The organism is Actinobacillus pleuropneumoniae (assembly GCF_003290385.1).
GTDB lineage: Bacteria > Pseudomonadota > Gammaproteobacteria > Enterobacterales > Pasteurellaceae > Actinobacillus > Actinobacillus lignieresii.
Window position 1 is genome coordinate 1,999,855 of the sequence record NZ_CP030753.1, and the last position, 15,222, is coordinate 2,015,076.

At 39.6% G+C, this 15,222-nt stretch carries 9 protein-coding genes; 5 read left to right on the forward strand and 4 right to left on the reverse strand.

Going from position 1 to position 15,222, the window contains the following annotated elements:
* The first annotated feature begins 26 nt into the window (after positions 1 to 26).
* The 5 genes from rpoB (at position 27) to vapC (ending at position 11,170) form a co-directional block, all read left to right on the forward strand.
* On the forward strand, positions 27 to 4,055 hold the full coding sequence (gene rpoB / locus DRF63_RS09455) for a DNA-directed RNA polymerase subunit beta (protein ID WP_005619371.1): 4,029 nt from the start codon (positions 27 to 29) through the stop codon (positions 4,053 to 4,055).
* Between the two features lie 125 nt (positions 4,056 to 4,180).
* Entirely contained in the window at positions 4,181 to 8,452 is a 4,272-nt protein-coding gene (gene rpoC, locus DRF63_RS09460; RefSeq protein WP_005599239.1) for a DNA-directed RNA polymerase subunit beta', read from the forward strand.
* A 62-nt stretch (positions 8,453 to 8,514) separates the two neighbouring features.
* A complete protein-coding gene (locus tag DRF63_RS09465) occupies positions 8,515 to 10,101 on the forward strand; it encodes a DUF262 domain-containing protein (RefSeq protein WP_005599240.1) in 1,587 nt (528 codons plus the stop codon).
* Between the two features lie 440 nt (positions 10,102 to 10,541).
* Positions 10,542 to 10,772 carry a type II toxin-antitoxin system VapB family antitoxin gene (gene vapB / locus DRF63_RS09470; protein WP_005599241.1) on the forward strand — a complete coding sequence of 77 codons (231 nt, stop codon included), beginning with the start codon at positions 10,542 to 10,544 and terminating at the stop codon, positions 10,770 to 10,772.
* Positions 10,772 to 11,170, forward strand: coding sequence for a type II toxin-antitoxin system tRNA(fMet)-specific endonuclease VapC (vapC, locus tag DRF63_RS09475; protein WP_005599242.1), 399 nt, complete (start codon positions 10,772 to 10,774; stop codon positions 11,168 to 11,170). Before vapB ends, vapC begins: the two co-directional genes overlap by 1 nt.
* A gap of 134 nt (positions 11,171 to 11,304) precedes the next feature.
* On the opposite strand, the gene DRF63_RS09480 is transcribed toward vapC, so the two are convergent.
* The 4 genes from DRF63_RS09480 to hslV form a co-directional block, all read right to left on the reverse strand.
* Positions 11,305 to 11,721 carry a DUF417 family protein gene (locus DRF63_RS09480; protein WP_005599244.1) on the reverse strand — a complete coding sequence of 139 codons (417 nt, stop codon included), beginning with the start codon at positions 11,719 to 11,721 and terminating at the stop codon, positions 11,305 to 11,307.
* Between the two features lie 236 nt (positions 11,722 to 11,957).
* Entirely contained in the window at positions 11,958 to 13,148 is a 1,191-nt protein-coding gene (locus tag DRF63_RS09485; protein ID WP_005599245.1) for a pentapeptide repeat-containing protein, read from the reverse strand.
* A gap of 52 nt (positions 13,149 to 13,200) precedes the next feature.
* A complete protein-coding gene (gene hslU, locus DRF63_RS09490) occupies positions 13,201 to 14,523 on the reverse strand; it encodes an HslU--HslV peptidase ATPase subunit (protein ID WP_005620148.1) in 1,323 nt (440 codons plus the stop codon).
* A 145-nt stretch (positions 14,524 to 14,668) separates the two neighbouring features.
* Entirely contained in the window at positions 14,669 to 15,190 is a 522-nt protein-coding gene (gene hslV, locus DRF63_RS09495) for an ATP-dependent protease subunit HslV (RefSeq protein WP_005599247.1), read from the reverse strand.
* Between the last annotated feature and the right edge of the window lie 32 nt (positions 15,191 to 15,222).

The window sequence follows — 15,222 nt, forward strand, 5'->3', positions numbered from 1 at the left end:
TAAGAAAATCAGAAGGCTATCTAGCAATGGCATATTCATATTCCGAGAAAAAGCGTATTCGTAAGAGCTTTGGTAAACGTCCACAAGTTCTTAACGTACCTTATCTATTAACAATTCAGCTTGATTCTTACGAGAAATTTATTCAAAGAGATTCAGATGGACAACAAGGTTTAGAAGCGGCATTCCGTTCTGTGTTCCCGATTGTAAGCAATAACGGAAGCACTGAATTACAATACGTTTCTTACGAATTAGGTGAGCCGGTATTTGACGTTCGTGAATGTCAAATTCGCGGTACAACCTATGCAGCACCATTACGCGTTAAACTTCGTTTAGTGACTTTCGACCGTGAAGCGGCGGCAGGCACTGTAAAAGATATTAAAGAACAAAACGTGTATATGGGCGAAATCCCATTAATGACCGACAACGGTACTTTCGTTATCAACGGTACTGAGCGTGTAATCGTATCTCAGTTACACCGTAGTCCGGGCGTATTCTTCGATTCTGACAAAGGTAAAACCCACTCATCAGGTAAAGTGCTTTATAACGCACGTATTATTCCTTACCGTGGTTCTTGGTTAGACTTCGAGTTTGACCCGAAAGATAATCTTTACGCACGTATCGACCGCCGCCGTAAATTACCGGCGACCATTATTTTACGTGCTTTAGGTTACACGACCGAAGAAATCTTATCGATGTTCTTCGATAAAGTGAACTTTGAAATCCAAGATAATAAATTATTAATGACATTGGTGCCGGAACGCTTACGTGGTGAAACCGCTGCGTTTGATATTGAAGCGAACGGTAAAGTGTATGTTGAACGTGGTCGTCGTATTACCGCACGTCATATTCGCACATTAGAAAAAGACGAAATCAAACAAATCGAAGTACCGGTAGAGTACATCGTCGGTAAAGTTGCAGCGAAAGATTATGTTGATCTTTCAACCGGAGAATTAGTTTGTCCGGCGAATATGGAAATCTCAATGGAGATGTTAGCGAAATTGTCGCAAGCAGGTTACAAAGAGATCGAAGTACTATTTACTAACGACTTAGATCACGGTCCGTATATTTCTGAAACCTTACGTGTTGATCCAACTTATGACCGCTTAAGTGCATTAGTAGAAATCTACCGTATGATGCGTCCGGGCGAGCCACCGACAAAAGAAGCGGCGGAAGCGTTATTCGACAATATGTTCTTCTCAGCAGACCGTTATGATTTATCAGCGGTTGGTCGTATGAAGTTCAATCGTTCGTTAAATCTTGAAGAAGGCGTAGGTTCAGGCATTTTAAGTAATGACGACATTACCGGCGTGATGAAGAAATTAATCGAAATCCGTAACGGTCGTGGCGAAGTGGACGATATTGACCACTTAGGTAACCGTCGTATTCGTTCAGTAGGCGAAATGGCTGAAAACCAATTCCGTATCGGTTTAGTGCGTGTAGAGCGTGCTGTGCGTGAGCGTTTATCATTAGGCGATTTAGACGGCATTACTCCGCAAGATTTAATCAATGCGAAACCAATTTCTGCGGCAGTGAAAGAGTTCTTCGGTTCTTCACAACTTTCGCAATTTATGGACCAAAATAACCCGCTTTCAGAGGTTACACATAAACGTCGTATTTCGGCATTAGGTCCGGGCGGTTTAACCCGTGAACGTGCAGGCTTTGAGGTTCGAGACGTACATACTACCCACTATGGTCGTTTATGTCCGATCGAAACCCCTGAAGGTCCGAACATCGGTTTGATCAACTCACTTTCGGTATATGCACGTACTAATAATTACGGTTTCTTAGAAACGCCATTCCGTAAAGTGGTAAACGGTCAAGTAACCGAAGATATCGAGTATTTATCGGCAATCGAAGAAGGTAACTACGTTATCGCTCAGGCGAACTCAAACTTAGATGAGAATTTCCGTTTTACCGATACTTACGTAACTTGTCGTGGCGAACACGGTGAGTCAGGTTTATATAAACCAGAAGATATTCACTATATGGATATCTCTACACAACAAGTAGTTTCTGTTGCGGCGGCGTTAATTCCGTTCCTTGAGCATGACGATGCGAACCGTGCGTTAATGGGTGCGAACATGCAACGTCAGGCTGTTCCGACATTACGTGCGGATAAACCGTTAGTCGGTACCGGTATGGAAAAACCAATCGCACTTGACTCAGGTGTAGCGATTGTGGCGAAACGTGGTGGTATTGTTCAACGTGTTGATGCCTCTCGTATCGTAGTGAAAGTAAACGAAGATGAAACGATTCCGGGTGAAGCGGGTATCGACATCTATAACTTAATTAAATATACCCGTTCAAATCAAAATACCTGTATCAACCAAATTCCTTGTGTGAATTTAGGCGAGCCGGTAGCACGTGGCGAGATCTTAGCGGACGGTCCTTCAACAGATTTAGGTGAATTAGCATTAGGTCAAAATATTCGTGTGGCATTCATGCCATGGAACGGTTATAACTTCGAAGACTCAATGTTAGTTTCTGAGCGTGTAGTACAAGAAGATCGTTTCACGACAATCCACATCCAAGAGCTATCTTGTGTGGCACGTGACACCAAACTTGGTGCGGAAGAAATTACAGCGGATATCCCGAACGTAGGCGAATCGGCATTAAGCAAACTTGATGAATCAGGTATCGTTTACGTGGGTGCGGAAGTTAAAGGCGGCGACATCTTAGTTGGTAAAGTAACGCCTAAAGGCGAAACCCAATTAACGCCGGAAGAAAAACTTTTACGTGCGATCTTCGGTGAGAAAGCATCTGATGTTAAAGATTCTTCATTACGTGTACCAAATGGTACTTCAGGTACGGTTATTGACGTTCAAGTATTTACTCGTGACGGCGTTGAAAAAGATAAACGTGCGTTAGAAATCGAGGAAATGCAGCTTAAAGAAGCGAAGAAAGATTTAACTGAAGAGTTAGAAATTTTAGAAGCTGGTTTATTTACTCGTGTTCGCAATTTATTAATCGAAGGCGGCGTATCTGAAGCTGAATTAGATAAAGTTGCTCGTGAGAAATGGTTAGAACAAACCTTAGATGACGAAGCGAAACAAAATCAATTAGAACAGCTTGCGGAACAGCACGAAGAGTTACGTAAAGAGTTTGAACGTAAACTTGAAATTAAACGCAACAAGATCATCCAAGGTGACGATTTAGCACCGGGTGTGTTAAAAGTGGTTAAAGTTTACTTAGCGGTTCGTCGCCAAATCCAACCGGGTGATAAAATGGCGGGTCGTCACGGTAACAAAGGTGTTATCTCGAAAATCAACCCGGTTGAAGATATGCCGTACGATGAAAACGGCCAACCGGTTGAGATCGTATTGAACCCGCTGGGCGTACCTTCACGTATGAACATCGGTCAGATCTTAGAAACGCACTTAGGTTTAGCGGCGAAAGGTATCGGCGACCAAATTAACGCAATGATCAAACAACAACAATCTGTTGCGAAATTGCGTGAATATATCCAAAAAGCATACGATTTAGGTCACGGCTCACAATCTGTGGATTTAAGCACCTTTACCGATGAAGAAGTAATGCGTTTAGCAGAAAACTTACGTAAAGGTTTACCGCTTGCAACACCGGTATTCGACGGTGCACACGAAAGCGAAATCAAAGGCTTATTAGAATTAGGCGGCTTACCGACTTCAGGCCAAATTACCTTATTTGACGGTCGTACCGGTGAGAAATTCGAGCGTCCTGTAACCGTAGGTTATATGTATATGCTCAAATTGAACCACTTAGTTGACGACAAAATGCACGCGCGTTCAACCGGTTCTTATAGTCTTGTTACTCAACAACCGCTTGGTGGTAAAGCACAATTCGGTGGTCAGCGTTTCGGTGAGATGGAGGTTTGGGCATTAGAAGCATACGGTGCCGCTTATACCTTACAAGAAATGCTAACGGTTAAATCGGATGACGTGAACGGTCGTACGAAGATGTATAAAAACATCGTGGACGGCACACATCAAATGGAACCGGGTATGCCGGAATCATTCAACGTATTGTTGAAAGAGATTCGTGCCTTAGGTATTGATATGGAGCTTGACGAAGAATAATCGTCAGCCGTAAAGCGGTCGAATTTGGTAAAAATTTTGCAAAATTTGACCGCTTGTAAAATAGATTTCCTCGTTTAGAGCCTTGTGTTCTAAGCAAAACTTTAATTCCTCACTAGGGGCAAAAAGTGAAAGACTTAGTAAAGTTTTTAAAAGCACAATCAAAATCGAATGATGATTTTGATGTAATTAAAATTGGTTTAGCATCACCGGATAAAATCCGTTCTTGGTCTTTCGGTGAAGTAAAAAAACCGGAAACAATTAACTATCGTACCTTTAAACCTGAGCGTGACGGTCTTTTCTGTGCACGTATCTTCGGACCGGTAAAAGATTACGAATGTTTATGCGGTAAATATAAACGTTTAAAACACCGCGGCGTAATCTGCGAAAAATGTGGTGTTGAAGTTACTCAAACTAAAGTACGTCGTGACCGTATGGGTCATATCGAACTTGCTTGTCCGGTGGCACACATTTGGTTCTTAAAATCACTTCCGTCCCGTATCGGTTTAATCTTAGATATGCCGTTACGCGATATTGAACGTGTACTTTACTTCGAATCTTATGTGGTTACCGAACCGGGAATGACCGATTTAGAAAAAAATCAGTTATTAACCGAAGAACAGTTCTTAGACGCAGAAGAGCGTTGGGGCGATGAGTTTGAAGCGAAAATGGGTGCGGAAGGTATTCAAGCACTTTTACGCGATATGGACTTAGAGCACCAATGTGAAATGATGCGTGAAGAGTTACAAGAAACGAACTCTGAAACAAAACGTAAGAAAATCACAAAACGCTTAAAATTATTAGAAGCATTCCAACAATCCGGTAACAAACCGGAGTGGATGGTAATGACCGTATTACCGGTACTTCCGCCGGATCTTCGTCCGTTAGTACCACTTGACGGCGGTCGTTTTGCGACTTCGGATCTGAACGATTTATATCGTCGTGTGATCAACCGTAACAACCGTTTAAAACGCTTATTAGATTTAGTAGCGCCGGATATCATTGTACGTAATGAAAAACGTATGTTACAAGAGTCTGTTGATGCATTATTAGATAACGGTCGTCGTGGTCGTGCGATTACAGGTTCTAACAAACGTCCGTTAAAATCTCTTGCAGATATGATCAAGGGTAAACAAGGTCGTTTCCGTCAGAACTTATTAGGTAAACGTGTGGACTATTCAGGTCGTTCGGTAATCACCGTAGGTCCTTACTTACACCTACACCAATGTGGTTTACCGAAAAAAATGGCATTGGAATTATTCCGTCCGTTTATTTATTCTAAATTAGAATCTCGTGGCATTGCTTCAACAATCAAAGCTGCGAAGAAAATGGTTGAACGTGAAGAACCGATCGTATGGGATATCCTTGCGGAAGTTATTCGTGAACACCCGATTTTATTAAACCGTGCGCCGACACTTCACCGTTTGGGTATCCAAGCGTTTGAACCGTTATTAATCGAAGGTAAAGCAATCCAGTTACACCCGCTTGTTTGTGCGGCGTTCAACGCGGACTTCGATGGTGACCAAATGGCGGTACACGTACCATTAACACTTGAAGCGCAATTAGAAGCTCGTGCGTTAATGATGTCTACCAATAACGTACTTTCACCGGCAAGTGGTGACCCGATTATCGTTCCTTCTCAGGACGTTGTATTAGGTCTTTACTATATGACTCGTGAGAAAGTAAATGCGAAAGGTGAAGGAATGTATTTCCTTGACCCGCGTGAAGCGGAAAAAGCATACCGTACCGGTCAAGCCGAATTACACGCTCGCGTAAAAGTTCGTATTACCGAACACGTGAAAAACGAAGCGGGTGAATTAGTTGCGGAAACTAAATTATTAGATACTACAATCGGTCGTGCCATCTTATGGATGATCGCACCGAAAGGTATGCCGTTTAAAGTATTCAACCAAACGTTAGGTAAAAAAGCGATTTCAAAATTAATCAATGAAAGCTACCGTCGTTTAGGTTTAAAAGAATCTGTAATTCTTGCCGACCAAATTATGTATACCGGTTTCGCATACGCTGCGCGTTCAGGTGCGTCGGTTGGTATCGATGATATGGTTATTCCGGCGCAAAAACACGAAATTATTCGTGCGGCGGAAGCGGAAGTGGCAGAGATCCAAGAACAGTTTAACTCAGGTCTTGTAACTGCAGGTGAACGTTATAACAAAGTAATCGATATTTGGGCGGCGGCAAACGAACGTGTTGCAAAAGCCATGATGGAAAACCTTTCAACGGAAGAAGTTATCAACCGTGAAGGTAACCCGGAAAAACAAGCATCATTCAACAGTATCTTTATGATGGCTGACTCGGGTGCGCGTGGTTCTGCAGCTCAGATTCGTCAGTTAGCCGGTATGCGTGGTCTTATGGCTCGTCCGGACGGCTCAATCATCGAAACACCGATTACCGCGAACTTCCGTGAAGGTCTGAACGTTCTTCAGTACTTTATTTCAACCCACGGTGCGCGTAAAGGTCTTGCGGATACCGCATTAAAAACAGCGAACTCAGGTTACTTAACACGTCGTTTAGTAGATGTGGCACAAGACTTAGTAATCACTGAAGATGACTGTGGTACACACGAAGGTATCGTGATGACTCCGTTAATCGAAGGTGGTGACGTTAAAGAAGCATTACGTGATCGTGTATTAGGTCGTGTGGTGGCAGAAGACGTATTAAAACCGGGTACGGAAGAAGTATTAATTCCACGTAACACCTTAATCGATGAGAAATGGTGTGATGTGATTGATGCGGAATCTGTGGACGTAATCAAAGTACGTTCAGTGGTAACTTGTAACACAGACTTCGGTGTGTGTGCGAAGTGTTACGGTCGTGACCTTGCTCGCGGTCACCTTATCAATCAAGGTGAAGCAGTGGGTGTTATCGCGGCGCAATCAATCGGTGAACCGGGTACACAGCTAACCATGCGTACGTTCCACATCGGTGGTGCGGCTTCTGCGGCAGCAAAAGAATCTAGCATCCAAGTGAAAAACGCAGGTACGATTAAATTAACTAACGCCAAATTTGTAACTAACAAAGAAGGCAAAATCGTATTAACTTCACGTAACACAGAATTAACTGTTATCGACACATTCGGTCGTACCAAAGAAAACTATAAAGTACCTTACGGTGCAGTGCTTTCTAAAAACGACGGTGCAGAAGTTGCAGTAGGTGAAGTGGTTGCTAACTGGGATCCGCATACAATGCCGGTCATCTCAGAGGTAAGCGGTCGTATCCAATTCAGCGACATCGTAGATGGCTTAACCGTTACTCGTCAAACTGACGAATTAACCGGTTTATCCTCTATCGTGGTGCAAGATGTGGGTGAACGTGCAACAGCAGGTAAAGATTTACGTCCGGCATTACGTTTAGTTGATGCACAAGGTAACGATATCTTAATTCCAAGCACAGACGTTGCAGCACAATACTTCTTACCGGGTAAAGCAATCGTAACTTTAGACGACGGTGCGGAAATCGAAGTCGGTGAAGCATTAGCACGTATTCCGCAAGAATCTGTGGGTACGAAAGATATTACCGGTGGTCTTCCACGCGTAGCAGACTTATTCGAAGCACGTAAACCGAAAGAGCCGGCAATCCTTGCTGAAATTTCAGGTATCGTGTCATTCGGTAAAGAGACTAAAGGTAAACGTCGTTTAGTGATCACACCGGCAGAAGGCGAAGCATTCGAAGAAATGATTCCGAAATGGCGTCAGCTCAACGTATTTGAAGGCGAGATGGTACAACGTGGTGATGTAATCTCTGATGGTGCGGAAACTCCACACGACATCTTACGTTTACGTGGCGTTCACGCTGTAACAGATTACATCGTAAACGAAGTACAAGAAGTTTACCGCTTACAAGGGGTAAAAATTAACGATAAGCACATCGAAGTTATCGTTCGCCAAATGTTACGTAAAGCGGTTATCACTAACGCATACGACAGCGAATTCCTCGAAGGGGAACAAGTTGAAGTTTCACGTGTGAAAATTGCTAACCGTAAACGTGCAGAAGAAGGCAAACCACTTGTTGAGTTCGAACGTGAATTACTTGGTATTACCAAAGCGTCGCTTGCAACCGAGTCATTTATCTCAGCAGCGTCGTTCCAAGAAACCACACGTGTTCTTACTGAAGCGGCGGTTGCAGGTAAACGTGACGAATTACGCGGCTTGAAAGAGAACGTAATCGTAGGTCGTTTAATCCCGGCGGGTACTGGTTTCGCATATCACCAAAACCGTGCGAAAAAACGTAACCAGCCAGAACAAGCGATCGCTTTTGAAGCTCCGGTTGCAAAAGCTAACGGATTCGCAACCGATGCTGATATCGAAGCGGAATTCGAATTCGTTTCAGACGATGCAACTCAAAGCCTAGCAGCATTATTAAACGCAGGTGATGAAGAATAGTATGTGAGAGAAGCTCTGAGTATTTTAATGCTCAGAGCTTATTTTTTATATAAGGGACATCAATGAGTGATTTTTCTATAAGAGATATTCTTAATAATATTAATAGTGGTAATTTACGAATCCCTATTTTTCAAAGAGGGTTTGTATGGGATAGTGATTCAATAGCATTTCTTATGGATAGCATTTATAAAGGATATCCATTTGGAACTATTCAATTATGGAGGACTAGAGAGGCTTTAAAAACAGAACGTAGCTTTGGTCCGTTTGAATTATTTGAAAGAGATGAAGAATATCCAGTAGATTATATATTAGATGGGCAACAAAGAATTACATCTATTTTTGGTACATTCCAATCAGAGATAGAAGCGAAAGATAATAATAATCCGTTTAAAATATATTTTAATTTATCTGCTCAGGAGAATGCACAAGATTCTCAGTTCATTTACCTTGATGATGATTCTGTTGACTCAAATATTCATTTTCCATTGAATTGTTTATTCGATTCTAAGAAATATAGAAAAGCTACTGAAAATTTTGATGAGAAAACAATAGAAAAGCTAGATAAATTACAAGAAATTTTTAAAGAGGTGAAAATTCCATATCAAACATTAAGTACAGATGATAAGTCGAAAGTAGCTATTGTATTCGAAAGAATAAATAGGAAGGGGATTCCATTAGATACTTTTCAATTATTAAGTGCTTGGACTTGGAATGAAGAGTTTAACTTACAAAACAAGTTTAAGGATCTTATTGATGAATTATCAGAACATGGTTTTGATAATGATTTAGGACATGATATGTTGTTGCGTATAGTTGCAGCAATATTAACAGAAAAACACGCTGTAGTGGAGGAATTAATAGAGTTAGATCCTAAAGAAATTGAAGACAAGTTTCAATATGTAATAAACGGTGTTAAGGGAGCTATTGATTTTTTAAAAAGAGAATTTCATATAATTAAATTAGACAATTTGCCTTATGTCCATATGATAATTCCTTTATCTGTATTCTTTGCTAATAAAGGAAATGAACATTTTAATTATAGTGATAACCAAAGGAAAAGAATATTATCTTGGTTTTGGAAAACTGCATTTTCTAGAAGATATAGTTCTTCTACAAATAAGAATTTAGGAATTGATATACAAGAAATAGTTAAGTTAAAGAATAATAAGTCTTCTGAATTAGATAAGTTATCAGTTAGTAATGTTAGTAAAGATATATTTATTGAAACTGATTTTAATATGGGTACTGTTTATACGAAGTCTTTTATACTCTTATTGGCTCAGAATGAACCTAAGAGTTTTATTTCAGGAGGGAATATTAGCCTAGCTAATGTTCTTAAAGAGTACAATAAACATGAGTTTCATCATATTTATCCTAAATCTTATTTGGATAAAATAGTAGGAAGTTATAATAGTTCTCCTAAATGTCTTGCGAATTTCTGTATTATATCTAGAGCAGATAATAAAAAAATCAGTAATGAACCTCCTAAATGTTATATAGGAAATAAAATGGGAGATGATGTAGAGAATATTCTCAGTGCTACATTTACAAATAGTAAGGATCTGAAAGATGATAATTATGATCAATTTGTAAATAATAGAGCAGAAAGGCTTTATTGTTATTTGAAAGAATTATTTGGAGAAATATAGGATAAAATAGTAGTTAAATATTATTGTTTATTTTATTTAGTTACTCTTTTTATTTAAGAAATATCTTATTCAGATAATGTTTGTCTCTTGACGAGTGATTTTTATATCTCTACAAATACTTCTAGGTAAAACCAAGCGGTTAAATTCCCCTATAATTTTGCAAAAAATTCGGGAAATTTAACCGCTTATGTTTTATAAACTTACAGATACTTGCTGAATAAATGGCATGGGTTTTTGTTGGGCTTGCCATAAATCGTAATTGGCTTGTTGATGGAACCAGCTTTCCGGGCTTGGGCTGTTTTCACCTAACTAAGCGTACAAACTGATTGGCATTTCTTTGCTGATTTCTGACTTTTCATTAAGTAAACAACACTTCTTTTGCTTTTATTTATGGTATATACTTTTAGTATATACCAATATCGGTTTTAAAGGAGATCAAAATGGAAGCATCGGTATTTATGACAAACCGTAGTCAAGCGGTACGATTGCCGGCAGAAGTACGCTTTGCAAGTGATGTAAAAAAACTTTCTGTAAGAGTAGTCGGTAATGAGCGTATTTTGGCTCCGATTAACCAAAGTTGGGATAGCTTCTTTCTGGGGTCGGCAACGGTAAGCGATGATTTCATGACAGAGCGTGAAATCAGCATTCAGCCCGAACGTGAGGGACTGTAATGCTGACTTATATGCTTGATACTAACATTGCGATTTATGTCATTAAACGCAGACCACTTGAAGTGCTGGATAAGTTTAATTTAAATTCCACCCGTCTTTGTGTAAGTAGTATCACTGCAGCGGAGCTGTATTATGGGGCAGAGAAAAGCCAGTTTCCGGAACAGAATATGGCAGTAATTGAGGATTTTCTTTCTCGTTTAACGATTCTTGATTATACGCATAAGGCGGCTACTCACTTTGGCAATATCAAAGCACATTTATCTAAGCACGGTAAGATTATCGGGGAGAACGATATTCACATTGCCGCACATGCAAGAAGTGAAGGACTCGTATTAGTAACCAATAACTTGCGTGAATTTGAACGTGTGGAAGGATTACGATTAGCTAATTGGGTATAGTTTTGTGACTTTGATAATACTTGCCCTCTAATGAGGGCTTTTAAATATTTCCAGATAACAAACAAGCGGTTAAATTCCCTTATAATTTTGCAAAAAATGCGAGGAATTTAACCGCTGATTGCTTTATGGATATGTTATGGAAACGCTCTATTTAAATCATGTTTTAACAGTACAATCGCCCCTCCGATAAGTAAGAAATCCTTAAAGATAAAGCTGTTAAATCCGATTTGCGGCAGTAGGCTAAGGGTCACTAAAGCGGTACCGATTAATCCTAATGCGCCGATAATCCCTGCTTTCGGATAAAAAATGCCGGCAAATAAACCGATATAAGTGATACCTTCAATCACGCCCAGTAAGTAACTTGTGCCGTGAAATCCAAACCAATCATAAAGAAAGCTAAGCCAAGTAGTAGAAATTAAGGGCTTCAGTGCTTCCACCTCGAAATCAAACCATTTAAAAATCCCGAATGTGGCAAAGACGATAAAAATTGATAAACGCAGGATCAGAATATCTACTTCCGATGTTTTAAATTTAGTTAGCAAGTTTTGCATAATGTCTCCTTATAAATAATTATGATACTTATAAGGGACGCAAGAATAGCTAGGCTCTTACACGGAAATTTGCAAGTGCCATTATAGAGAAATTTGGAGCCACAGCGTGGCTCACTCAGCCGTAGGCTGATCGTAACCACGTACAGCTTGCCGTGCGTGGACAACAAGCGGTCGAATTCTCGAAAGATTTTGTAAAAGCTATTGCGCTAATCATCCTGATAAGTGTCATTGAAGTATTATTTAGATAACTTATTTAGTAAGTCAGCAACTTTATTTAATAAGTCAATAGTTCTATTGCTATCAATTTCATCATTATCAGTATTTTGGATAATCTGTTTTTCAACTTTTAACAATTTATTCCGAATTAATGTAAATGTATCTTCTACATATTTAGCTGCTTTTTCAGGATCTCCAAAGCTGTTTGCAGCATGCTGAGAGGCTTCAAGTAGCCCACTGAATAATTCAATTTCATGTTTCATAGCAGAAAAATGCCGTATCTCATTTATTAATTTTTGATCATGACGAAGTAATGTTGTTGCCATAATTAAGATAACTAAGATAGGTAAGGTATAAAATAGAATTGCCCAATGCCCTAAGTAAGCACTTAATATAATAAATTTATATTGTACTGTACTTAATAAGCTCCAGTTAGCAGGATTCCAAATTAACAATGGAATAAGAATTAAAAGAATAATGTCTAAATAAAATAATCTTTTTACGGTTTCCCGTAGTAATTTTGACTCATTAGTATTTTCTGTAATCTGTGTATCTGTATTTTTTAAAGCTGTTTCCAACGAGTCTTTTGCATCTATAATTCTTTCAGATAGTGAGGTTTTTAGATTATCTATTTCTATCTGTTTGCTATTTAGTTGTTCCTCTTTTTCTTGAATAGATATCTTAAGGTTTTGGACCTCTTTTTCTAACTTGAATTTTTCTTGTGATTGACTATCTAATTTTGCTAGTTCTACATTTTTCTGTGATACTTCTTTTTTTAGTTTAGAAATATCTTCTTTTAAATGATTTTGTGAGTAATTAGTTTTAATAATATTTTTAATATTAGCTGATTCAAATTTTGCATTATCAAAGTTAGCATCAGATAAATTTATCCTATGAAAGGAAGTTTTAGTAAGATTCGCATTTGTGAAATTTGTATTTAGTATATTTATTTCTTCAAAGTTGGTATTTGTAAGGTTTGCATTTGTGAAGTTAGCATTAGTTAGATCGGAATTTTTAAAGGTACATCCAATCAAAATACTATTAATAAATTGAGCATCCCTAAGATTACGTTTTTCAATAGTCATTCCAGATAAATTTCTACCAGAAAAATTAGCTTGTTTACCCTTTTGTTTATTACTAAGAATCCATAATTCATGTTCTGCTAATTCAATATCTATATTAGAGTTACTATAAGCCCTGATTGTACTCATATGATAAAATGCCTTATTTTATAAAGGCACAAAATTTGTGCCTTTATGTAAACTAAAGAATAAAACGACTTAAATCTTCATTCTCTACTACGTCATTTAACGCAGCTTGTACGTATTTCTCATCGATTACGATTTTCTCGCCTGAGCGTTCGCTTGCGTCGAATGAAATTCCGTCCATTAGGCGTTCTAATACGGTGTGTAAGCGACGAGCACCGATGTTTTCGGTTTTTTCGTTTACACGGAATGCCGATTCGGCGATTTTGCTGATACCGTCTTTAGTGAATTCAATTTCCACACCTTCGGTTTTCATTAACTCACGATATTGTAGCGTTAATGAAGCGTTCGGTTCGGTAAGGATACGTTCGAAATCTTCTTTGGTCAGTGATTTTAATTCGACGCGAATCGGTAAACGACCTTGTAATTCCGGTAATAAATCTGACGGGCGAGCCACTTGGAATGCACCTGAACAGATAAATAAAATATGGTCGGTTTTGACCATACCGTGTTTGGTGTTTACGGTAGAACCTTCGATAATCGGCAGTAAATCACGTTGTACACCTTCACGAGAAACATCGCCGCCCGAGTGTTCGCCTTTTTTACAGATTTTGTCGATCTCATCAATAAATACGATACCGTGTTGCTCAACCGCTTCAATCGCTTGTTGTTTCAACTCTTCCGGATTCACCAGTTTTGCTGCTTCCTCGTCCACCATCACTTTTAACGCATCTTTGATTTTCATTTTGCGTTTTTTGGTTTTGTTCGGCGACATACCTTCAAATAACGATTGAAGTTGCGAAGTCATTTCTTCCATACCCGGCGGCGTCATAATTTCTACGCTCACTTGTGCCGCTACATCGATTTCGATTTCTTTGTCATCAAGCTGACCTTCGCGCAATTTTTTGCGGAACACTTGGCGGGTTGAGCTGTTATCGCTTTCTTGTACGTTACCCCATTGATCTTTTGCCGGCGGCAATAACACATCTAAAATACGATCTTCCGCCGCATCTTGCGCACGCATACGGTTTTTTTCGACCGCTTGTGATTTGACTAATTTCACAGCCACATCGGTCAGATCTTTGATAATCGAATCGACTTCTTTACCCACGTAGCCCACTTCAGTGAATTTAGTCGCTTCCACTTTGATAAAAGGTGCGTTGGCTAATTTTGCCAAGCGGCGTGCAATTTCGGTTTTACCTACACCGGTAGGGCCGATCATCAGAATGTTTTTCGGAGTAACTTCTTGGCGGAGATCTTCCGGTAATTGCATTCTTCTCCAACGGTTGCGTAGCGCAATTGCCACCGCACGTTTTGCTTCGTTCTGTCCGATAATGTGTGCATCTAATTCCGACACAATTTCACGAGGGGTCATTGACATATTTTTTGTTCCTTCTAAATAACTCCCCTCCTTAGCAAGAAGGGGCAGGGGGAGATTTGGCAGAATAGCATTACGCTCATACGAAAATTTGACCTTGTCATCAAATCTCCCCTAACCCCTCTTTTCTAAAGAGGGGGACATTTTTTTAAACTTCTTCGATTACGTGATTATGGTTGCTGTAAATATCAATATCACCGGCGATTTTTAATGCTTCCGCCACGATTTCTTTTGCAGATAAATTATTTTGCGTGCGAAGTAGTGCAAGTGCCGCTGCTTTGGCATAGTTACCGCCAGAGCCGATTGCAAGTACATCTTGTTCCGGTTCAATCACATCTCCTGATCCTGAAACCAGTAAAAATTCACTTTCGTTTGCCACAATCATCATCGCTTCTAATTTGCGTAGTGAACGTTCGGTACGCCATTCTTTTGCCAGTTCCACCGCAGATTTGATTAAGTGACCTTGGTGCAGTTCCAATTTTTTCTCGAATAAATCACGTAAGATAAACGCATCGGCAGTCGAGCCTGCAAAACCGGTTACGACTTTATCTTTATACATACGGCGCACTTTGCGTACCGTGCCTTTTTCTACACAATTACCTAGCGTTGCTTGTCCGTCACCACCGATAGCGACTTTGCTATCTTTACGAACACATACGATTGTTGTCATATTAAATCCTTGCCTTTATTTTAGGGAAAACT

What these genes read in the sequence shown, in the direction of transcription:
- DRF63_RS09485 (WP_005599245.1), bottom strand. Translation starts at nt 13,148, where the DNA reads ATGAGTACAATCAGGGCTTATAGTAACTCTAATATAGATATTGAATTA.
- DRF63_RS09480 (WP_005599244.1), bottom strand. Translation starts at nt 11,721, where the DNA reads ATGCAAAACTTGCTAACTAAATTTAAAACATCGGAAGTAGATATTCTG.
- vapC (WP_005599242.1), top strand. Translation starts at nt 10,772, where the DNA reads ATGCTGACTTATATGCTTGATACTAACATTGCGATTTATGTCATTAAA.
- hslU (WP_005620148.1), bottom strand. Translation starts at nt 14,523, where the DNA reads ATGTCAATGACCCCTCGTGAAATTGTGTCGGAATTAGATGCACACATT.
- rpoB (WP_005619371.1), top strand. Translation starts at nt 27, where the DNA reads ATGGCATATTCATATTCCGAGAAAAAGCGTATTCGTAAGAGCTTTGGT.
- vapB (WP_005599241.1), top strand. Translation starts at nt 10,542, where the DNA reads ATGGAAGCATCGGTATTTATGACAAACCGTAGTCAAGCGGTACGATTG.
- hslV (WP_005599247.1), bottom strand. Translation starts at nt 15,190, where the DNA reads ATGACAACAATCGTATGTGTTCGTAAAGATAGCAAAGTCGCTATCGGT.
- DRF63_RS09465 (WP_005599240.1), top strand. Translation starts at nt 8,515, where the DNA reads ATGAGTGATTTTTCTATAAGAGATATTCTTAATAATATTAATAGTGGT.